Source organism: Bradyrhizobium algeriense, assembly GCF_003062295.1.
In the GTDB taxonomy this organism is placed as follows: Bacteria; Pseudomonadota; Alphaproteobacteria; order Rhizobiales; family Xanthobacteraceae; genus Bradyrhizobium; species Bradyrhizobium algeriense.
Window position 1 is genome coordinate 1 of the sequence record NZ_PYCN01000018.1, and the last position, 19,771, is coordinate 19,771.

Sequence of the window (19,771 nt, forward strand, 5' to 3'; positions counted from 1 at the left end):
GCGCCATCCGCTCCCACGCCGCGTCGCTCAAAACCAACCGATCCATCACACCCAAGACTGCCTCCCCAAAAGCAGTCTTGAATCTGATTTGCCCCTAAATGGGAATCCTTAGAGTCCACACCACCTAAGGCTTAGGGCGCCAGGGGAACCGATCGAATGATGACAGAGACGCTCGGCATCCACGAACTATGGCTGTTTATCCTCTCCGGTCTGCTGCTCAACATTACCCCGGGGCCGGATACGGCCTATATTATCGGCCGCAGCATCCAGTTCGGATGGCGCGGCGGGGTGGCCGCGGTGATCGGCATCTGCTGCGGCTGCCTGGTCCATGTCTTCGGCGCCGCCATCGGCCTGTCGGCGCTGTTGATGGCGTCATCGACGGCCTTTGCGGTCCTGAAACTGGCCGGCGCGGCCTATCTCCTGTTAACGGGCATCCAGATGCTGCTGTCGCGGCCGCAGCCGATTGCCGAGGTGCCGGCCGTCACCGAAACGTCACTTTCCCGCGTGTTCTGGCAGGGCGCGCTGACCAACGTGCTCAATCCGAAAGTGGCGCTGTTCTTCCTGGCCTTCCTGCCGCAATTCGTGGCCGCGGACTCCGGCCACAAGACGCTGGCCTTCCTGGCCCTGGGCATGATCTTCATCTCCACCGGCACGCTGTGGTGCCTCGGGATCGCAGCCTTTGCGGCGAGGGCGGCCGGCCGAATCAGGCAATCGGCCAATGTGATGGCCTGGATCAACCGCATGCTCGGCGGGCTGTTCGTCTATCTCGGTATCCGCGTTGCGATGCTGGAGGCGCGCTAGGTTCGTCCGCCCGTCTGTCCAGAGAATTCCTCCGCAAGGAATTCGCGGGGAAGTTACGACATCAGTTTCGCAAGCGCATTGGTGGCGAGGTAGAGGCCGAGAACGATCATGCCGATCTGGAACCAGCGCCGAAAGACATCCGGCTGCAGCCGCGTCCGCACCGCCTGCCCGATGAACATGCCGGCAAAGGACGCTGCCATGGCGACCGCGCCCGGCAGTGCGGTTGCAGCCGTCAGCAGACCGGCGCCGGTGAGGTTGAGGCCAAGCGCCAGGGTCGCGACCGTGAAGAACACGCCCAATGCCTGGATCAGCTCTTCCTTCTCCATGCCGATCGCCTGCAGGAACGGCACCGACGGAATGACCTGCACCCCGGTTGCCGCCGAAATCATGCCGGTGATCAGCCCGACGATGCCGCCGGCCCATTTTTCGTTTCGGCGGGCAATGGTGAAATTGAATTTGCAGAGGCCGATGATGGCATTGATCGCCAGCAACAGGCCGAGCGCGATCGTGGTGTAGCGCGCATAGGGCCCGGTCAGCGACCCCGCGTTCAGCCAGACGCCCGCGGCCGTTCCGGCCAGCAACGGCCATAGCCGCCGGAAAATATCGCGCAAGTACGGACCGCCGAAGGTTTGCCAGATGTTGGTGACGATCGCCGGCACGATGACGATGGCGATCGCCTGGGCCGGCGGCATCGACACCGCAAGCAGGCCCATCGACACCGTCGGCAGGCCGAGCCCGAGCGCGCCCTTCACGAAGCCCGCGAGCAGGAAGGTGGCGGTGACGAGGAGAAGCAGGGAATCGAACATGGGGCGACCTTGACCGATCGACGCATCGGGCACAATCTGGAGGTTCCGGAGATAGCCTTCGGTCTTAGCGAAGGCTATCTGTCTCCTCGTCATTGCGAGCGAAGTCGTAGGAAATCCCGATGCGTTTCGATCTGGTCGATCTTCAGCTCTTCGTCGCGGTGGCCGAGACGCGCAGCATCACCAATGGCGCAGGGCGGGTTCATCTCGCGCTGGCGTCGGCGAGCGAGCGGATCAAGGGACTGGAGGAGGCGCTGGGCGTTGCGCTGCTGACGCGCGGCCGTCGCGGCGTCGAACTGACGCCGGCCGGGGAAAGCCTGCTCGATCACGCCAGGGTCGTGCTCCATAATGTGGAGGCGATGCGCGGCGATCTCTTGGCCTTTGCCCGTGGCGCGAAGGCCACCGTCCGCTTCCTCGCCAACACGTCGGGGCTCTCGGAATATCTGCCGAAGACACTGGCTGCCTTCCTGGCCGCACATCCCAACATTTCGATCGACGTCGAGGAGCGCGAAAGCGCCGAAATCGCCCGAGCGATCGTAACAGGCGCGGCCGATCTCGGGCTCGCCGCCGAGCACGCGCTTGCAGACAATATTGAACGGAGCCCGTTCAGCGAAGACCGTCTGGTGCTGGTCGCCGCGCGGAGCGATGAACTTGCGAACCGGCGGCAGGTCGATTTCAGCGAAGTGGTGGAGCGCGAATTCGTCGGCCTGATCAGCTCGATTGCGCTGCACACCCATATCAGCGGACATGCGGCCCGGCTCGGCGCGCGCCTTCGCTTTCGTGCGCGGCTGAACAGTTTCGATGCGATCGGCCAGATGGTCGCCGCCGGCATCGGGATTGGCGTGATGCCTGAAGTCGCGGCAAAACGATGCGCGCGATCGATGAAGATCAATGTCATCAGGATCAGGGATTCGTGGGCCAACCGGCGGCTTGTGATCTGTGCCCGCAGTTTCAAGTCGCTGCCGAGGCCTGCGCAGCAGTTGGCCGAGCATCTGCGCAAATCGGCGCCGCGTTGAAGAGGCCTGACAGGAAGCCGGACGTTACTTGCCCGTGGCAAGGCCGGCGGCCTTGATGACGCGCGCCCACTTCTGGGTCTCGCTTGCGATGTAGTTGCGAAAATGTCCCGGCGTGTCGCCGGCGACAGTCAGTCCCTGATCGGAGAGCTTCTGCTTCACCTGCGGGTCGTGCATCGCCTCGTTGGCGATGCGATTCAAGGTAGCGACGATCGACTCGGGCGTTCCGGCCGGCGCGACCATGCCGTACCAGTTTTCGATCAGGAGGTCCGGCATGCCGACCTCCGCGGTGGTCGGCACGTCAGGCGAGGTGGGCGCGCGTTTCGGAGCGCCGAGCGCAATCGGGCGCAGGGTGCCGGCCTTGATATGCGGCAGCAGCACCGGCAAATCGAGGAACGCCATCTGCACCTGCTGGCCGAGCAGATCGTTGATGGCGGGCGCAGCGCCCCGATACGGCACGTGCACGATGTTGATGCTGGCCGTCTGCTTGAGCAATTCACCGGCAAGGTGCGGCATACCGCCGACGCCGGCGGATGCGAAATTGAGTTTCCCCGGCTGCGCCTTGGCGAGCGCGACCAGCTCTTTCATATCGCTGGCGGGAACGTTGCTGGCGACGACAAGCATTTCCGGCACCGTCGTTACCAGCGTGACGGGCGCAAAGTCCTTCGTCACGTCGTAGGGCACCTTTTCCATCGTCGGGTTGATGACCAGCGCGCTCGCGCTCACGATCCCGATCGTGTAGCCGTCGGGGGCTGCCTTTGCGATCGCATCGGTGCCGAGCACGCCGGCCTGGCCGCCGCGATTGTCGATCACAACCGGCTGCTTCGTGATCTCGGACATGCGCTGGCCGACCAGGCGCGCGATGATGTCGTTGGGGCCGCCGGCCGGGAATGGCACGATCAGGCGGATCGGTTTGTTGGGAAAATCCTGTGCGGTTGCCGCTACCGGTACCAGCGACAGCGCTAATGCGGCCAACAGCGTGCGTGCCGTTTTCATGCAAGCCCCCCTGATCCGGATCTGTTTTGGCGCGGGGCTCGCAAGAAGCGCCGCGCGTTCGTCCGTGATGGGGCGAGTATGCCGCTTGTTGCGCTTCGGTGCCAGAGGTTGCGGCCGATTCAGCCGGTTGCACCCCGTCCCGCCATGCGTGGATCAAGGCAGCAATTCGTCCGTCGCAGCGACCTTGATGGAGCGCCGGGTGATCAGGTTGCTCCAGACCCAATTGTGATGGCGAATGATGCTGAGGGCATCGAGGTGAGGACGGTCGCTCAGGGTGTGGCCGTCGGCTACCGCCACAACATCGTAATGATGTGCAACCGTCGAACGAACCGTGGAATCAACGCAGAAATCAGTTGCCCATCCGGTGATCAGGACCCGGTCGGGCTGGAACTCCTTCAAACGCGCCTGCAGGTCCGTGCCGGCAAAAGGATCGTTCAGAGTAGTCGGGACGATAATGTCGGCAGCTTCCCGGACAACTTCGGGAAGAAACTGCCATCCCGGCGTTTGCGGCTCAAAGGCGTCTCCCGTGCCGCCGCAATGCTGGATCAAAATTACCTTGCCGGTTTGGGCACGGACCCTGGCGGCCAGCCGGTTGATGCGATCCACGACGCCGTGCAAATCATGTTTGGGCGTGCCGCCGAGGAGCCCGACCTGCATATGGACGACCAACATCGCGTCCATCGAGGCCCCTAGCTGTTCAAGAGCTTCAGCGCCGCCTCGTGCACGCGGGCGTCGCCGGCGGCGACGATGCGGCCGCCGCTCTGGGCCGGCTTGCCTTCCCAGTTGGTGACGATGCCGCCGGCGCCGGTGACGATCGGGATCAAGGCTGCGATGTCATAGGGCTTGAGCTCGGTTTCGACCACGAGGTCAAGATGGCCGGCCGCCAGCATGCAGTAGGAGTAGCAGTCGCCGCCATAGCGCGACAGCTTCACTGCATTCTCGACCCGGCCGAAGATCTCGCGGTCGGCGGCGTTCATCAATAGTGGGCTCGTGGTGAAAGAGGTCGCTTCCTTCAGCGAAGCGCAGCGGCGCGTCGTCAGCCGTCGCTCGCCCGATGGCCCGGAATAATGCGCCGAGCCGCTATCGCCGGAAAAGCGCTCGCCGATATAGGGCTGGTGCATCATGCCGAACACCGGCGTGCCCTTGTGCAGCAGCGCGATCAGGGTGCCCCAGATCGGAAATCCCGCGATGAAGGATTTGGTGCCGTCGATGGGATCGAGCACCCAGACATATTCGGCGTCCTGGCGCTCGTTGCCGAATTCCTCGCCGACGATGCCGTGCTGGGGAAAGTTGGCCTTGATCAGGCGGCGCATGACAGCTTCGGCGGCGCGGTCGGCCTCGGTGACAGGATCGAAATCGCTCGCGCTCTTGTTGTCGATGGAGAGCGAGGTCCGGAAAAACGGCAGGATGGTCTCGCCGGAAGCGGTCGCGAGGCGGCCAATGAAGGCTGTGAAATCGATGACCGTCACGGCTGTCCCTTACCGGAATGAAAATACCGCCTCTTGCCTAGCTCAATCCGCGCTGCCGCGCACCGTCAACGGCGCGTTATCCCATTCGTCTTGAGGTATCGGCTTTCGAATCGGCTTTCGACTAAGCTTCGTTTAAGCGTGGATTTTTGGTTAGTGCCGCCATCACGAAGTTGCGAGTTTTTGGCATACCAGCACTGCGGTGCGGCCGTGGCTCAGTTGGTTTTTGAAGTAACATACTGATTTTATTGCGATAACCATCTTCCCTCGGCCCTGTGACCGAGCCACCAACTTGTTCCACATTGCGCCGGAGAGGCTCCAAAAACCCTTGCGTTTTGTGCAGCGCGGCCGCATATTGTTGCGGTGCGGTAGGGCCTCGCCCTATCGCTGCCCTCCTTGGGCGTTTCCTCCCTAGACTTGGGCCGCTTGTTCATTCAAGCGGCCCTTTTTTCTTTTGTGGAGTCATTCCGGGATGCGCGAAGCGCAGACCCGGAATCTCGAGATTCCGGATTCGCCCGCTTCGCGTGCGCTCCGGAATGACAGTGCTGAAAAAATCTACTCCGCCGCCGCCTGGAACGGCCCGAGATCCCCGAGCGGCACCTGGGCCAGCGCGTCGGCGAGCGCGGCGAAATCGGTGGCCACTTGCGCAAAGCGCGGGCTGCGTTCCCGGCGTCGCTCGTCCATATAGATCGCGCGGTTGAGTTCGAGCTGCACGGTGTGCAGTCCGCTCGCCGGGTTGCCGTAATGCTCGGTGATGAACCCGCCGGCATAGGGCTTGTTGCGGCCGATCGAATAGCCGAGCCCGCTCATGATTTCCTCGACGACATCGGGCAAAAGGCTCGCGCAACTGGTGCCGTAGCGGTCGCCGATCACGATGTCGGGCCGCCGTGGCTCGTCGCGCGAGACGCCGACCGAGGGCATCGAATGGCAATCCACCAGGATCACGGTTCCGAACGCCTGATGGGCCTTGTTGATCAGCCGCCGCAGCGCCCGGTGATACGGCTTGTAGAGCGCCTCGATCCGCCCCAGCGCGTCGTCGACGGAAAGCCGCTCGCGGTAGATCTCCTGCCCGTCACCGACCACGCGCGGGATGGTGCCGAGGCCGCCGGCCACCCGCATCGAGCGGGTATTGGCGAAGCTCGGCAGGCGTCCGGTGAACATCCGTGGATCGAGCTCATAAGGCTCGCGGTTCACGTCGACATAGGAGCGGGGGAAATTGACCCGCACCGTCGGAAAGCCCTGTTCGCTCAGGCCGCCGATCAATTCGTCCATGAACGAATCCTCGGAGCGGCGCAGCGCGGCGAGGTCGATCCGGGAGGCGTTGAGGAATTCGGACGGGTAGACCGAGCCGGAATGGGGCGAGTTGAAGATGATCGGCGCCCGCCAGCTGGCTGGCTCCACGATCTCGAAGGGAGGCGACAGTTCGCCATCAAACTGGGTCATCGTCGGGCGCCGTCCCTTGAATGTCCGCATTTCCCGTCGGCCGGTCGATGAAGCGACCGATTCTACCGGGAGGGGCAGGGGTTTTGTAAGGATGCATTGTCCGTAATCGTAATCATTCTGCCAAGCGAAAAAAGCCGCTGAACTACTGGAAGGCGTCGCAACCGCCCGAAAAGCGCCGCCTTGATCGATCTTGGTACATGCCGCTACAAAAATAGCGCCGCCCGCCATCGCCAAGAAGCCGTTACCTTTTAACTGAAATTTACCCTCTGTCGGGCTTAGTGGGCGGAATGATCCTCCAAGCCGGAAGCGACGACCGACCGCCATGCACAAGATCCTGCTCGCCGAAGACGACAACGACATGCGCCGCTTCCTGGTCAAGGCACTGGAAAACGCGGGGTTTCAGGTCTCGCCCCACGATAACGGCATGTCGGCCTATCAGCGGCTGCGCGAGGAGCCGTTCGAGATGCTGCTGACCGATATCGTGATGCCGGAAATGGACGGCATCGAGCTGGCGCGCCGCGCCTCGGAACTCGACCCCGACATCAAGATCATGTTCATCACCGGCTTTGCGGCCGTCGCACTGAATTCCGATTCGGAAGCGCCCAAGAACGCCAAGGTGCTGGCCAAGCCGGTTCACCTCCGCGAACTGGTCAGTGAAGTGAACAAGATGCTGGCGGCCTGATTCGGCCTCCTTTTTGGTCCGAAAACACTCCGGAAATTACGTCCAAGCATCCTTGCGGGGGCGCTTTGGAGCCGATATACGGACCCCACCCAATACGATTAAAGCTGGAGCGGGATTATCGGTCATCCCATTTCCAGGGCGCGTAGCTCAGCGGGAGAGCACTACCTTGACATGGTAGGGGTCACAGGTTCGATCCCTGTCGCGCCCACCATCCTTCGCTCGCGAAGCGTGCGAAGGATGCCACGCCGAAGCCCAACGGGCGCAGGCGGGCCTGCCGCCGCGAGCTTCGGCTAGGCAAGCCACGATAACTCAGCCAATACGATCGCTCACACCGGCAATCCCGCCTTGAGCAGGCCAGCCTCATGACGCGCGCGGTCGACGTCGTGCTTGTAGTGTTGCGTGGCGAGATAGCTCGTCACCGAGAAGCCCGGTTCGAGCTTCACCACTTCGGCCGCATGCGCCGCGGCCGCAACGCCATTGCCCATCTGCGCGAAGATGGCGGCGAGGAAGGCGTGATGCGTGAAGTCGGGCCGCGTGATCCGCGCGAAGGCTTCGGCGGCCTCCGCGTATTTCTCGGCGCAGTAGAGTGCGCGGCCGAGGTGATTCCAAAAACGCTCTGGGTGGTAGGGGTTGAGGCGCATCGCCTTTCTGATCCAGTCGATGCCTTCCTCGGGCCGGCCCAGCCAGGTCAGAAACTCGCCTTGCTGTACCACCACAAGGTCGTAATTGGGATTGAGGGCCAGCGCGCGCTCCTGATGATATGCGGCGCTGTCGTGATCGTCGCGGGTCAGATTCACCGCGGCCAGGATGCGATGAACATCGCTGTCGTTATCGTCGAGCGCCAGCGCAAGCTGCAACTCGGCGGCCACCTCTTGGAAGGTGGCGTCGCGATCCGCGCACCAGCCATAGACCCATGTCTGGCCCAGCACGCACGCCCTCCAGGCATGGGCGTGCGCATAGTCCGGATCGAGCGCAAGCGCGCGTTCGAGCAGGGCCTGTGCCTCGGCGTTGGCTTCCCGTTGCGAGCGGTGGTGCAGCACCTTGGCAGCCAAGACGTACTCATAGGCCGCCATGTTGTCGGTCCGCTTGCGCTTCGCCCGCTCGTGCGTGGCAGCCTCGACGCGGCCGGGGAGGGTGGCAACGATCGCGCCGGTCACTTCGTCCTGAATGGCGAAGATGTCCTCGAGCTTGCGGTCATAGCGTTCCGCCCAGACGTGCCGGTCGGTTTGTGCGTCGATCAGCTGCACGGTGACACGGACGCGATCGCCGACCTTGCGCACGCTTCCCTCGAGCACGTATTCGACGTCGAGCTCGCGGGCAATTTCCTGCACCTTCACCGCCTTGCCCTTGTGCACGAAGGTCGAGTTGCGCGAGATGACGAGAAGGTCGCGGAAACGCGACAGCTCGGTGATGATGTCCTCGGTGAGGCCGTCGGCAAAGAATTCCTGCTCGGGATCGCCGCTCATGTTGACCAGCGGCAGCACCGCGATGGACGGCTTCCTGGTCGTGATGGTCGCTGCGGCACGGTCCTTGCCGCTCATTGGCGTCTCGGCTGTTTCCGGCTCGAAGCGCACCCGAAAGACGTGGATCGGGCGGGTGATGTTTTTGACGTTCTGGTTGCCGAGATCCTCAAAGGCAATGTCGTCAAGCCGGTCGCCGACCTGATCGCGCACGGCACCCGAGACGCAGATGCCGCCGGGCTCGGCAAGCACCTCAAGACGCGCCGCGACGTTGACGCCGTCGCCGAAGATGTCGTTCTCCTCGATGATGATATCGCCCAGATTGATGCCGATGCGGAACTGGATCCACCGCGCTGGCGACACATCGGCATTGCGCCGCGCCATCCGGCGCTGGATCTCGGCGGCGCATGACACCGCGTCGACGACGCTGTGGAATTCCACCAGCATGCCGTCGCCGGTGGTCTTGATGATGCGGCCGCGGTTCTTGGCAATCGAGGGATCGATGAGCTCAAGCCGATGGGTCTTGAGGCGGGCAAGCGTCCCCGCCTCGTCAACCTCCATCAGCCGGCTGTAGCCGACCATGTCGGCGGCAAGGACCGCAGCGAGTCTTCGCTCGGGCCCAGGCGCGTGCATTTTCGCCTCTCCAGCAACAGTCTAGCAGATTTGCTGCGCTGGCCAAGGTTGCTTATCGGATGGCCGCCGAGCCGCGGCTCAATCTGGAGCAGTAGAAGTCCTGGTCCGGCAACTATACCGTTTCCGGCAGGGCGACCAGCATTGCGAGAACGGCAGGCGAATTGAGTGCCGCGAACTTTTCCCGCGCACTGAGAAAGCCTGTCGCATCCTCGAAAGTCTCCGCATCTTCGATTTTGGCGCGTGCGATTGCCAGATTCGCATCGACCTCGCCGCGCTTTCTGGGTTTTGGGGCGGACAGGTTGTTAAGATGCGCCTCGCGCAAGCCGGCGTCGTGGCGCAATTCGTGCAGCGGACAGGCGAGGGACGAATGCGGCGCACTTGCGAGCTCATTGGCTCTCTGCAGGACGCGCGGCGGCGCAGTCTGCTCGGGCGTTTTGAACAGTCGCGGCGTCCGGTTTGAACCGGTGGACGACGACAGCACGGCCATCGGAACAGCCAGCAACAGGCCAATGATCACCGGCGTCATCCAAAGCAGCAGCGGCAGCGACACGGCATAGGCACTGATGGCCATGACGACGCCGATCAACGTCGGCACCGAATAGGTGCTGACGATGTCGCGGTGCGAGACCGCGCCGTCGTCCCGACGCTGAACCTGCCATCCCGCATCGCGCCCGAACAGGATCTCGGCAACGGCGGACGACTGGAAGATCATCATGATGGGCGCGGTCAGGCCCGAAAGAACCGTCTCGGCGATGATGCCCGTGAACACGAGGAGGCTGCCGCCGAACTTCCTTCGCGCGTCGCTATTCCCAAGCAGCACGATGAAGGCCAGCAGCTTTGGCGCGATCAGCATGCCCATCGTGCCGACGAACACCCACGCCGCCAGGATCGGGTCCTGCGCCGGCCAGGTCGGAAACAGCGAATATCCTTTCGGGAAGTATTCGGGCCTGACGAACTGCGCCTGCAGCGATACCAGGATTCCAAACACCAGAAAGATCAGCCACAGCGGCGCGGTGAGATATGATCCAATTCCGGTCAGCAAATGAAGCCGCGATACCCAGTGAAAGCCGCGCGTCGGCAACAGCGCCAGATGCTGCAGATTGCCCTGGCACCAGCGCCGGTCGCGGGCGGCAAAATCCGAAAGCGTGGGCGGAGATTCCTCGTAGCTGCCTCGAAGCGTCGGCGCCATGTGAATGGCCCAGCCGCCCCGCCGCATCAGCGCGGCCTCGATGAAGTCGTGGCTCAGAACATGCCCGCCGAACGGCTTGCGTCCCCCGAGTTCGGGCAGCCCCGCATACTGCGCAAAGGCCCGGACACGAATGATCGCGTTATGTCCCCAGTAATTGCCTTCGGAGCCGTGCCACCATGCAATCCCTGCGGCCAGCATCGGGCCGTACAGCCTTCCTGCGAACTGCTGCCATCGCGCAAACAGCGACCTTGCATTGACGATAACAGGGAGCGTCTGAATCAGCGCGACCTTGGGATGCGCCTCCATCGCCGCGACGAGCCTGACGATGGTGTCGCCGGTCATCAAGCTGTCAGCGTCGAGGATCAGCATGCTCTCATAGCCGGCGCCGAACCGCTTCACCCAGTCCTCGATATTGCCTGACTTGCGCGCGGTGTTCTCGGGGCGATGGCGATAGAAGATCGCAGCCGCGTGGCCGAGGTCCTGTCGAAGTCCAAGAAAGCATTTCTCCTCGGCGATCCAGATCGCGGGGTCGGTGGTGTCGCTCAGCACGAACCAGTCGAACTGCGAGCTGTATCCGGTTTCCTCGACCGATTCATAAATCGCGCGCAATCTCGCCAGCACGCGATAGGGATCCTCATTGTAGGTCGGCAGGAGCATGGCGGTCCGGCTCTGGATCGCGGGCAGGGGAATGTCGGGGTCGATGCCGAGCTCGTTTTTCTTCCTCGTCAGCAGCACGAAGAAGCCGGCAAGCGCCGACATGAAGGAAAAGGCAATCCAGGCAAACAGCAGCACGAACAGCAAGAGGATGATCGATTCCAGGACCGTGACGCCTCCGACCTGGAGAACCCGGTACATCTCGTAACAGCCCGCCGCAGTCAGGATCGCGGTGCCGGTCAGGATGAAACCGCGCCGGGTCCACATCGGTGCAAAGTCGGGCGCCGGCGGTGGTTCGAACCGCCGCAATGGCTGCACCGCCATATCGATCGGTGCTTCCTTGGGAAGGAATTCGTGCAGCGGGATATCGCCGGGCCCGGACGCTCCACCGGCTTTCGCTAAGGTGTCCATCGGTAAACCCAGATCTCCGATATCGCCTCATTGTCCTGCATGAGCGATGCGCGGAGTTCGACCGGGTTCTTTTCCTTCAACAGTTCGAAGCTCAACCGCCAACCGCCGGTCGCCGGATTTGGTTGGGTGACGATGTTCTGGATCTTGGCCTTCTCGGCCGTCACGTCGCCGCGCAGCTTTTTCGGATCGACGGATTTCAGTTTCTCGCCGGTCACGTCGAGCACGAAGATCGTGGCGTTGTCGCCTCTCGCGCCGATGCCGGTTCGGGAAAACCGCGCCAATGACGTCGGCTTCGGAGTATCCGGTCCCCAGTGCAAACGATAGGTGTAGGTGTGTTCGCCCTTGGCCGGCAACGGCGCTTTGGGAAGCCAGAACGAGGCGATGTTGTCGTGAATCTCTTCCTTGGTCGGGATTTCGAGCAGCTTGACCGCGCCTTCGCCCCAATCGCCGATCGGCTCCACCCACAGGCTCGGCCGCCGTTCGAAATTGGATTCCAGATCCTGAAAGGCGGAAAAATCCTTCTGGCGCTGCATCAGGCCGAAGCCGCGTGGGTTGAGATCGGAAAACGAGGAAACCTGCAGATCGCGCGGATTATGCAGCGGCCGCCACAGCTCCTCGCCGCGGCCGTTGAAGACAGCTAGGCCATCTGAATCGTGGACTGCGGGGCGGAAGTCCTCGACGTCCTTGCGGTCGTTCGGTCCGAAGAAGAACATGCTGGTCATCGGTGCAAGGCCGGCATGATCCAGATCCACGCGCGGATAGATCGCCATCTCCACATCGAACACCGTGGTGCCGCCGGGCCGGATGGTGAAACGATAGGCCGCCGTTGCGCTCTCGCTGTCGAGCAGCGCGTGCACGACAATGGAATTGGCGCCTGCTGCCGGCTTCTCGATCCAGAACGTCTTGAAGAATGGAAACTCTTCGCCCTTGGCTTCGCCGGTGTTGATCGAGAGGCCGCGTGCCGAAAGTCCGTAGAGTTGGCCCTTGGCAACGGCGCGGAAATAGCTCGCACCGAGAAACACGCAGACCTCGTCATAATAGTCGGGCTTGTTGATCGGCGCATGCAGCCGGAAGCCGGCAAAGCCGAGGTCTACCGCCGGGCCCGGCGGCGTGAGTTCGCCGAACGAAAACAGATCGGGCTGGTAGGGGATTTTCGTCGCCTGGCCGTCCTTCACCTCGAAGATGTCGACCCGGTTCTTGTAGAAGAACCCGCGATGGAAGAACTGCGCCTCGAAGGGAAGTTTTTCGCCGCGCCAGAGCGCGCGCTCCGGCAAGAACCGGATCGCGCGATAATGGTCATAGTCGATGTTGGCGAGATTATCGGGCAACTTCTCACTCGGCGCCTTGTACGGCTTGCTGGCGAGATCCCGCGCTATTTGCCGGACGATGGATCGGTCGAACGGCGCCGGCTGGGCATGGGCGGGTGACAAAAACCCCGGCGCCACCCCGGATACCAACGGCAACGCGGAAGCAGCGAGGAAATTCCTGCGATTCACGAAACAACCTCGCGGTTACTAACAACGACCATCGGCAACGCATTGCACACCGGACGGTTCCTCACTTCGGAACAGAACTGCCGTTTTTCCAGGTTGCCTAAAATCCGGTCATGCGGACCGTGCTAGCTTCGCAATGTGTGGCTTATCCGGGTGACCACGCCGTCCCACTGGCGTTTTTCCCCAACGGGATAATTGATCATCACGCAGTCCATGGTGCCGTTGCCGCGGTTGCAGCGGTTGTACCAGATCCGGTCGTTGCGAATGCTGGACACGACAAAAAAATCAGACGTGATCCGTTTGTAGATGATGCCGGCCGGCGGCCGCTTCTTGGCCAGGAACGTGGCGGGCGAATCGTTGTCCGGATTGGGAACGGATTGCACGGTGAGATCCGCGCGATCGTCGTTGGTGAAAAAGCGCCGACCTGTTCCGCCTTCCGGCGCTCCGGCATCCCGGGTGAAGATCGAGACCGGCATGTCGACGCTGGTCCCGGTGCTCGGGATCACGTAGCGCCGCCATTCCGTGTCGCCGAAGGCGAACGGCGGAAGGAGGACCACTAGGACGAGAGCAGCAGACAAGCGCCGTGCATGCATTGAACGATCTCCAGTTCGATTCGAGATAATCGAACCGATCGATGTTCGTTCCAGCTCCGGACATTTCTAGGGCGCAGCTTTGTCGCTGATATGCTTGCCTGCGATATATCCAAATGTCAGCGCGGGCCCCAGCGTGATGCCGGCGCCGGGATAATTGCCGCCCATGATGCTCGCCATGTCGTTGCCGGCGGCATAGAGGCCTGTGATCGGCTGGCCGTGTTCGTCCAGCGCGCGGGCGTGTTCGTCGGTCCTGATGCCGGCATAGGTGCCGAGATCGCCGATCACCATTTTGATCGCGTAGAATGGCCCGTCCTTGATCGGGGCTATGCAGGGGTTCGGGCCGTGCAGCGCATCGCCCTGGTAGCGGTTATAGGCGCGCGAGCCCTTGCCGAAGGCGGGATCGCGGCCTTCCGCGGCTGGGGCATTGAACTCGGCGATCGTCGCCTCGAGCCCTTGCCGGTCGATGCCGGTGCGGTCGGCGAGTTCGGCGAGCGTGGTGCCGCGCTTGAGATAGCCGGTCGCGAGATGATGGCGCAGCGGCATCGGAAACGGTGGCACGCATCCAAGGCCGTACTTTCGGAGCGCGCGGTGATCGCACAGGAGAAACGCCGTGATCTCCTCGCCGGGCTTCGCCGCCTTCACCATCGCCTGCACGAAGTCGTGGTAGGAATTGCCTTCATTGGCAAAGCGCTTGCCGTCGCGCATCACGGCGATGACGCCGGGCTTGGCGCGGTCGATGAAATGCGGCATCACGCCCTTGCTGCCGTCCTTGCGCTCGGTGATCGAGACCGGCACCCAGGCCGCAGCGTTCGGCAAATTGTCCTCGATCCGGCCGCCCGCCGCTTCCGCCAATCGCAAGCCATCACCGGTATTGCCGGCAGGACCCGGCGAGAAATGTTTGGTGCCATCGCCCGCGTGCGGAAACATCGCCTTGCGCCTTGCGACGTCGTGCGGGAAGCCGCCGCAGGCCAGTACGACGCCGCGCTTGGCGTTGATGCGGATCAGCTTGCCACGGCGTTCGACGACCGCGCCGCGCACCGCGCCGTCCTCGACGACCAGTTCGTGCACCGGTGATGACAGCCACAGTGGAATTTTCAGGTCGAACGCCGACTTGGCGAGGCGGCCGGCCAGCGCATTGCCGTTGGTCAGTGTCATGCCGCGGCCGTGGCGCAGCACGTCCATTGCATGCTTCGACAGGCGCTTCGCCACATAGATCGCCGAGGTCAGCGATTTGGTCGCGCGCATGAAGTGGACGATGTCCTTGCCCGATCCCAGCATCATGCCGAACACCGTGAGTTCGGGGAGCGGACTGCCGAGGGTCTTGACGTGCTCGCCCAGTTCACGGCCATCGAACGGCCGCGTCACCATCGAGCGGCCGCCCTGCGCGCCGCCCGGGGCTTCCGCATGATAATCCGGAAAGGTCAGCGGCATGTCGAAGCGCACCGCCGTTTTGCTGGTGAAAAAATCCACCGCCTCGGGACCGGCGGAGAGAAACGCATCGACGCGCGCGGCGTCAAAGCTGTTGCCGGCCTCATGCCGCAAATAGGTCCGCGCCTGGTCCGGGCTTTCCTCGATACCCCAGCCGCGCGCCAGCGAGGTGCCGGGAATCCAGAGCCAGCCGCCGGAGCGCGCGGTGGTGCCGCCAAAGCGCGGCTCCTTCTCGACGATCAGAACATTGAGCCCGTGATGTCCCGCGGTGACCGCCGCCGACATTCCGGCGCAGCCCGAGCCGACCACCAGCACGTCGCATTCGTAAGTTTCTTGTTCGTTGCCTGCCACGCGCTCCGCCTCTGCCGTTGTTCGTTGTCATTTGGATGGGGAAAGATTTACCTGTCAATCGTGCCGTCGGCCATCGGCTGCGCGCTCCAGCGGGACACATAACCCCGACGCGTGCATGGCCAGAGATCGGTTTTAAGTGTTATCATCGCGACGGCATTACCCCGTCGAGAGGTTAGGATTAAGAGCGGCCCGCACCTTTATCAGGAGGTTCGACCATGACACGGCACCTTTTTTTCGCGATCACCCTCATAGGCACCGGAGTGCTCCTCAACTCATCGGCAGAAGCACAGCAATGGCTGTGTGAGGACAGAGCCGCGAATTGCCTGGGCAGGTGTTTCGACAAGACGGGAGGGGCAGGCGACTGGGAGGGCCGTCAGAGCACATGCATGCGCTGCGACCGGCAGCTGATCAGATGTTACATACGGCGGCACCGTACCTAGCGATCCCAGTAACCAAAATACAGAGGCTGCGCCGCCTCATTGCCCCGTCTCGAACGAGCAGCTGGCGCCGCCGCCCGCTTTCTGCCTGATCTCGGCCGGGTCGAGCGTGCAGTTGAGCTTTGAGAGGCTTTCGAACACCGATCCGGCGGCGCCATCAGGGGGAACGCCGGCCATGGCTTCGGTGGCAAATATCTCGCTGGCCCGCCGCCCTGTTACGGTTTGCTTGGCGCCCTTGAAGGTCAGTTCGCAGGAGCGCGCGGCGATGTCGACATTGCTGACACGGCAGACGATCTTGTCCGCGGTGACCGAAATCTTCCTGGCGTAACGCACGCCGCTCTGTCCGACGAAAAATGCGCTGACGGCTTCGCGTTCATCCGCCGTCAGCAGCGGCGAATACAGTGCCACGACGCCGGCCAGCGCCAGTGCTGCCGGTCCGCTGGCCGTTGCCGAGGCGGCGGAGGCGGTGGAAGCGCCGGCGGTAAGAAGCGAGACGACGACAACTGCCAGCCTGCCGGATTTCATTTTCATCTCCTTAGCCGATGCGCGCTCGCATTGCGTACCACAGAAGGCTTGCTTCGCCAGTGGCGAATATTTCGTGTCGCGAACGGCAGGCTCGATGCGCTGTGCAGTTCGGGCAGGGCGGCCCCCAAGTTATGCGCTTGCGCCGCCTTCGCATCGGCGGCACATTTGCGGGCGCGACGCCAAGATCGCTGAGACGAAAACCTTAAGGAAGCTCCATGGCGGCCACGCGGATCGACTGCGATATTCATCCCGCGGTGGGCCGAGGGCATGCTTTGCTTGAAAACGCGATGGCGGCGATCTCAGTGCGAGATTGCACTGAGATCCTTTGACGCCGCCAACACGGCCTCAACCGCAGACCTGAACGGGCTGCCGCCGCCAGCCATGCCTGGTGTGCACGCGGCGTTGAACCACATAGCAGCCGCCGTCATCATTGTAATAGGCGTAGGGGTCGTAGGCGTAATCATTGTAGTAGCCGTACGGGTAGAAGCCGTAGCCTAGCCCCGAGCCGTACACGAAGCGACGTCCATGACCGCCGCGGAATCCGCGACCGAAGCCGCCATTGTGGAAGGCACCGGCGAAACCGCCACCGTGGAAACCTCCACCGTGGAAGCCGCCACCGCCAAAGCCTCCGCCATGGAAGCCGCCGCCACCCATGCCGCCACCATGGAAGCCGCCACCACCACCAAAGCCGCCGCCATGACCGCCTCCACCTCCACCTCCGCCGCCACGCGCCAGCGCCATTGTCGGCGAAACGAGGCCGACTAGCGCAACTGCCGACAACGCGATTACCAGCTTTCGAAACATGATCATTCTCCGTCAGAAAGATCGCTCCCAACCAGGACACTTCGTCAGGTGGCGATGATTGCGAGGAATCACCATTCGCTTGGAGCGATCGGCTATTCAACTCCGTGCGAGACTGGCTAAATTTTGATTCATGAAGCGCGGTGCGCGCGAGCTTCGTCGAAACTCAATCATGCATCGCCGTCAGCCCATCGACCATCGCTCCAACGATGATCGCAATCTCCTCGCGCAACGCCTCGACCGGCACCGCGATCAGCTTCTGTTCGAGGCCGAGCAGCACCATGCCGTGCGCGGCGGAGAAAAGACTGCGCGCCGTCACGCCGAGCTCCGCCGGCGAACGGTTTGGAAACAGCGCGGCGAGCGGCCGATAGATATGGCGGAACAGATCCATCTGCTCGCTGATCGCCCATTCCGGAACAGGTTTGCCCGGCGCCATCCGGTGTTCGAACAGCGCGCGCCATAGTTCGAGATTTTCCGCGGCGAAATTGCAATAGGCGACCGCGATACGCACCAGCGTTTCGCGAGGGGAGGCGGGGCCATCGCTTTCAGCGGCTGTCAGCGCGGCGTCGAGCCGCCCAAGCGTGCGCGACCCCACCCGCAGGATCAGTTCGTCCATATCCTCGACGAGATTGTAGACCGCGCCGTTGGCGACGCCGATTTCCCGCGCCAGCTCCCGCGTCTTCAGGCCGGCCAAACCGCCCGCGGAGATGCTTCGCTCCGCCGCCAGGATCAGTTCCTCTCGGAATTTTGCTCGTCTTTCCATTGCTTTAGACATAATTTACCAATTTCTTGAGCGACGCTCAAAATAGTTCTTGAGCAATGCTCACGTTGGTGCTACAAACTGATTCATGAGCGATGCTCATAACACAGGGAGTTACCAATGTTCAAAACTGTTTTGACGCTCTTCCGGGGCAGCGTGGCTGCCGCGGGAGAAGAACTGGAAGACCGCTCGGCGCTTCTCATTCTCGACCAGCAGATGCGTGACGCGGCCGCGGCCGTCGAGCGTTCCAAGCGCACGCTGGCGCTGGCGATCGCAGGCGACCAGCAGGAAGGCCGCCGTCTCGACGCCACCAACGCCAGGATCGCCGATCTCGAAGTCCGCGCCACCGCAGCGCTCGATGGCGGCCGGGAAGACCTCGCCCGCGAAGCGGCACAGGCGATTGCCAATCTCGAGGCCGACCGCGATGCCGCGATGACTGCGCGAACCCTGTTCGCGTCTGAAATCACGCGCATGAAGCGGCAGGTCGCCAATGCCGAAGCCCGGATCACCGAGCTTGATCGTGGCCGTCGCATCGCCCGTGCGTCGGAAGCGGTTCGCGCGCTTCGCCGGGGCGGCATCGAGGCCGCGCGTCCTTACGAATCCACGCTGCCGGAAGCGGAGAACACGCTGAAGCGGCTGCGTGAACGCCAGATCGAGGCCCAGGCCGCTTCTGACGCCCTGATCGAACTCGATGCCGCGAGCGGTCCGCTGGCGACCGCCGAGAAGCTCGCCGAACAGGGCTTTGGCCCTCGGCTGAAATCAACCGCGGACGACGTACTCGCGCGGCTGAACGCCAAACGCACGCAAGCTGCCTGAAACTGAATTTGATCGATTTAACCTATATCAACAGGAGATTGTCATGAACCAGAACGTCCAACCGCATAGCGGTGCCTGGGTTACCTTCACTTACGCTTCGTTTTCCGCATCGGCCTTCATGGTCGCCGTCGGCGTGTTCTTCCTGCCGCTCGATCTCTGGATCAAGGGCTATCTCGCGATGGGCATCGTCATGCTCGTCCAGTCCTGCGTCACCCTGACCAAGACCGTGCGCGACATGCACGAGAGCGGCAAGATGGTGAACCGCATCGAGGACGCCAAGGCCGAGCGGCTGCTGATGGAAGTTTCCAAGGCTGCCTGATTTCCAAGGCTGCCTGATTTCCGAGGCTGCTTGGTCTCCAAGGCCGCGTAACCTGTGACGCGGTGCTGGCGAAGGCGGACGGCGGATGTTTCGGCATCCGCCGTCCGTCGGCGGCCATGGCCCCGGATGACCGGCATGATCCAGAAATAACTGCTGTCCGGCTTCGCGTCGGAAGACTCAAAGGAAGGATCGACTTCAATGAAACGACCCGTGATGTTTCTTCTGCTGGGGCCCTCGCTGGTCGCGCTTGCGGTGTGGATGGTTGCCGTTGCCATCGCAGGTCGGATCGACGACGCTTTCGTTGCATTATGCACGACAGCGTCCTTTCTGCTCACCTTGCCCGTATCGGCGATTACCGGGCTCGTGGACGGATATCTTGCACCGGCCATGCCGGCGCCCTTGAGGGCGCCTCTGACCGCAGCTATCGGCGCGGCTTTGGCCAGCGGCCTGTTTCTCATCTTGTTCACGATGATGTTCTCAAGGCCAGTGCCGCCAGAGATCATGAACGGCGCACTCTGCGCCGGCCTTTTCCTGCTGCTGCCGATGGGTGTGTGCTCGCTGTTGTCGAACGACGTCGACCGGCAACGGCGTTCGATTGAACCGGCCTGCGCTTGAAGAAGCGATGTGCAGACCGCGTAACCCGACCTGCCGGCCCCGCGCCTGACTATGCAGAGCGACCGGCCTGATTTGCTTCGCA

General features: G+C 62.7%; 19 protein-coding genes and 1 tRNA gene. 7 read left to right on the forward strand and 13 right to left on the reverse strand.

Translation table 11 applies throughout. The annotated features are described in order from the left end of the window. Positions 1-156: 156 nt before the first annotated feature. Positions 157-801, forward strand: a complete 645-nt coding sequence (locus tag C7G61_RS27645) for a LysE family translocator (protein WP_244608492.1) — start codon at positions 157-159, stop codon at positions 799-801. Between the two features lie 53 nt (positions 802-854). Here the strand turns inward: C7G61_RS27645 and C7G61_RS27650 are convergent, their stop codons facing one another. Continuing rightward, positions 855-1,607: a sulfite exporter TauE/SafE family protein gene (locus tag C7G61_RS27650; RefSeq protein WP_108519993.1), complete on the reverse strand. Its 753-nt coding sequence runs from the start codon at positions 1,605-1,607 to the stop codon at positions 855-857. Between the two features lie 119 nt (positions 1,608-1,726). Between C7G61_RS27650 and C7G61_RS27655 the strand changes: the two genes are divergently transcribed. Beyond that, entirely contained in the window at positions 1,727-2,620 is an 894-nt protein-coding gene (locus C7G61_RS27655) for a LysR family transcriptional regulator (protein WP_108519855.1), read from the forward strand. A gap of 24 nt (positions 2,621-2,644) precedes the next feature. Here the strand turns inward: C7G61_RS27655 and C7G61_RS27660 are convergent, their stop codons facing one another. From C7G61_RS27660 to C7G61_RS27675, 4 genes are all read right to left on the reverse strand, one after another. Next, positions 2,645-3,613, reverse strand: coding sequence for a Bug family tripartite tricarboxylate transporter substrate binding protein (locus C7G61_RS27660; protein WP_108519856.1), 969 nt, complete (start codon positions 3,611-3,613; stop codon positions 2,645-2,647). Between the two features lie 153 nt (positions 3,614-3,766). Continuing rightward, positions 3,767-4,294, reverse strand: a complete 528-nt coding sequence (locus C7G61_RS27665; RefSeq protein WP_108519857.1) for an isochorismatase family protein — start codon at positions 4,292-4,294, stop codon at positions 3,767-3,769. Between the two features lie 8 nt (positions 4,295-4,302). After that, on the reverse strand, positions 4,303-5,082 hold the full coding sequence (gene hisN, locus C7G61_RS27670) for a histidinol-phosphatase (protein ID WP_108519858.1): 780 nt from the start codon (positions 5,080-5,082) through the stop codon (positions 4,303-4,305). 552 nt (positions 5,083-5,634) lie between these two features. Next, the gene (locus C7G61_RS27675) at positions 5,635-6,522 is read right to left on the reverse strand and encodes an N-formylglutamate amidohydrolase (RefSeq protein WP_108519859.1); all 888 of its coding nucleotides are present in this window, start codon (positions 6,520-6,522) and stop codon (positions 5,635-5,637) included. A gap of 322 nt (positions 6,523-6,844) precedes the next feature. Here C7G61_RS27675 and cpdR point away from each other — a divergent pair, with 322 nt between their 5' ends. After that, positions 6,845-7,204: a cell cycle two-component system response regulator CpdR gene (cpdR, locus tag C7G61_RS27680; RefSeq protein ID WP_027539837.1), complete on the forward strand. Its 360-nt coding sequence runs from the start codon at positions 6,845-6,847 to the stop codon at positions 7,202-7,204. 136 nt (positions 7,205-7,340) lie between these two features. Then, positions 7,341-7,415: transfer RNA gene (locus C7G61_RS27685), tRNA-Val, on the forward strand. A 115-nt stretch (positions 7,416-7,530) separates the two neighbouring features. On the opposite strand, the gene C7G61_RS27690 is transcribed toward C7G61_RS27685, so the two are convergent. From C7G61_RS27690 to C7G61_RS27725, 8 genes are all read right to left on the reverse strand, one after another. Further along, on the reverse strand, positions 7,531-9,297 hold the full coding sequence (locus C7G61_RS27690) for an adenylate/guanylate cyclase domain-containing protein (protein WP_108519860.1): 1,767 nt from the start codon (positions 9,295-9,297) through the stop codon (positions 7,531-7,533). Between the two features lie 112 nt (positions 9,298-9,409). After that, positions 9,410-11,551 carry a glucans biosynthesis glucosyltransferase MdoH gene (gene mdoH / locus C7G61_RS27695; protein WP_108519861.1) on the reverse strand — a complete coding sequence of 714 codons (2,142 nt, stop codon included), beginning with the start codon at positions 11,549-11,551 and terminating at the stop codon, positions 9,410-9,412. After that, positions 11,539-13,047, reverse strand: a complete 1,509-nt coding sequence (locus C7G61_RS27700) for a glucan biosynthesis protein G (RefSeq protein WP_108519862.1) — start codon at positions 13,045-13,047, stop codon at positions 11,539-11,541. The genes mdoH and C7G61_RS27700 overlap by 13 nt, the downstream gene beginning before the upstream one ends. A 122-nt stretch (positions 13,048-13,169) precedes the next feature. Continuing rightward, positions 13,170-13,637, reverse strand: coding sequence for a hypothetical protein (locus C7G61_RS27705; protein WP_108519863.1), 468 nt, complete (start codon positions 13,635-13,637; stop codon positions 13,170-13,172). Between the two features lie 66 nt (positions 13,638-13,703). After that, positions 13,704-15,416, reverse strand: a complete 1,713-nt coding sequence (locus tag C7G61_RS27710) for an FAD-dependent oxidoreductase (protein ID WP_108519864.1) — start codon at positions 15,414-15,416, stop codon at positions 13,704-13,706. 476 nt (positions 15,417-15,892) lie between these two features. After that, positions 15,893-16,378 (reverse strand): hypothetical protein, encoded by a 486-nt coding sequence (locus tag C7G61_RS27715; RefSeq protein ID WP_108519865.1) that lies wholly within the window; start codon positions 16,376-16,378, stop codon positions 15,893-15,895. A gap of 345 nt (positions 16,379-16,723) precedes the next feature. After that, positions 16,724-17,182 (reverse strand): hypothetical protein, encoded by a 459-nt coding sequence (locus tag C7G61_RS44900; protein ID WP_190242007.1) that lies wholly within the window; start codon positions 17,180-17,182, stop codon positions 16,724-16,726. A 163-nt stretch (positions 17,183-17,345) separates the two neighbouring features. Further along, positions 17,346-17,954 carry a TetR/AcrR family transcriptional regulator gene (locus C7G61_RS27725; RefSeq protein WP_108519866.1) on the reverse strand — a complete coding sequence of 203 codons (609 nt, stop codon included), beginning with the start codon at positions 17,952-17,954 and terminating at the stop codon, positions 17,346-17,348. Positions 17,955-18,059: 105 nt separating this feature from the next. Between C7G61_RS27725 and C7G61_RS27730 the strand changes: the two genes are divergently transcribed. The 3 genes from C7G61_RS27730 (at position 18,060) to C7G61_RS27740 (ending at position 19,689) form a co-directional block, all read left to right on the forward strand. Continuing rightward, positions 18,060-18,755, forward strand: a complete 696-nt coding sequence (locus C7G61_RS27730; RefSeq protein ID WP_108519867.1) for a PspA/IM30 family protein — start codon at positions 18,060-18,062, stop codon at positions 18,753-18,755. A 43-nt stretch (positions 18,756-18,798) separates the two neighbouring features. Next, on the forward strand, positions 18,799-19,074 hold the full coding sequence (locus C7G61_RS27735) for a YiaA/YiaB family inner membrane protein (protein ID WP_108519868.1): 276 nt from the start codon (positions 18,799-18,801) through the stop codon (positions 19,072-19,074). A gap of 198 nt (positions 19,075-19,272) precedes the next feature. Further along, entirely contained in the window at positions 19,273-19,689 is a 417-nt protein-coding gene (locus C7G61_RS27740; RefSeq protein WP_145963698.1) for a hypothetical protein, read from the forward strand. Positions 19,690-19,771: the final 82 nt, after the last annotated feature.

Coding starts and splice junctions, on each gene's coding strand:
- C7G61_RS27715 (WP_108519865.1), bottom strand. CDS start 16,378: ATGAAATCCGGCAGGCTGGCAGTTGTCGTCGTCTCGCTTCTTACCGCC.
- C7G61_RS27650 (WP_108519993.1), bottom strand. CDS start 1,607: ATGTTCGATTCCCTGCTTCTCCTCGTCACCGCCACCTTCCTGCTCGCG.
- C7G61_RS27740 (WP_145963698.1), top strand. CDS start 19,273: ATGAAACGACCCGTGATGTTTCTTCTGCTGGGGCCCTCGCTGGTCGCG.
- C7G61_RS27665 (WP_108519857.1), bottom strand. CDS start 4,294: ATGGACGCGATGTTGGTCGTCCATATGCAGGTCGGGCTCCTCGGCGGC.
- C7G61_RS27725 (WP_108519866.1), bottom strand. CDS start 17,954: ATGTCTAAAGCAATGGAAAGACGAGCAAAATTCCGAGAGGAACTGATC.
- C7G61_RS44900 (WP_190242007.1), bottom strand. CDS start 17,182: ATGTTTCGAAAGCTGGTAATCGCGTTGTCGGCAGTTGCGCTAGTCGGC.
- C7G61_RS27730 (WP_108519867.1), top strand. CDS start 18,060: ATGTTCAAAACTGTTTTGACGCTCTTCCGGGGCAGCGTGGCTGCCGCG.
- C7G61_RS27655 (WP_108519855.1), top strand. CDS start 1,727: ATGCGTTTCGATCTGGTCGATCTTCAGCTCTTCGTCGCGGTGGCCGAG.
- mdoH (WP_108519861.1), bottom strand. CDS start 11,551: ATGGACACCTTAGCGAAAGCCGGTGGAGCGTCCGGGCCCGGCGATATC.
- C7G61_RS27645 (WP_244608492.1), top strand. CDS start 157: ATGATGACAGAGACGCTCGGCATCCACGAACTATGGCTGTTTATCCTC.
- C7G61_RS27675 (WP_108519859.1), bottom strand. CDS start 6,522: ATGACCCAGTTTGATGGCGAACTGTCGCCTCCCTTCGAGATCGTGGAG.
- C7G61_RS27735 (WP_108519868.1), top strand. CDS start 18,799: ATGAACCAGAACGTCCAACCGCATAGCGGTGCCTGGGTTACCTTCACT.
- cpdR (WP_027539837.1), top strand. CDS start 6,845: ATGCACAAGATCCTGCTCGCCGAAGACGACAACGACATGCGCCGCTTC.
- C7G61_RS27705 (WP_108519863.1), bottom strand. CDS start 13,637: ATGCATGCACGGCGCTTGTCTGCTGCTCTCGTCCTAGTGGTCCTCCTT.
- C7G61_RS27660 (WP_108519856.1), bottom strand. CDS start 3,613: ATGAAAACGGCACGCACGCTGTTGGCCGCATTAGCGCTGTCGCTGGTA.
- C7G61_RS27690 (WP_108519860.1), bottom strand. CDS start 9,297: ATGCACGCGCCTGGGCCCGAGCGAAGACTCGCTGCGGTCCTTGCCGCC.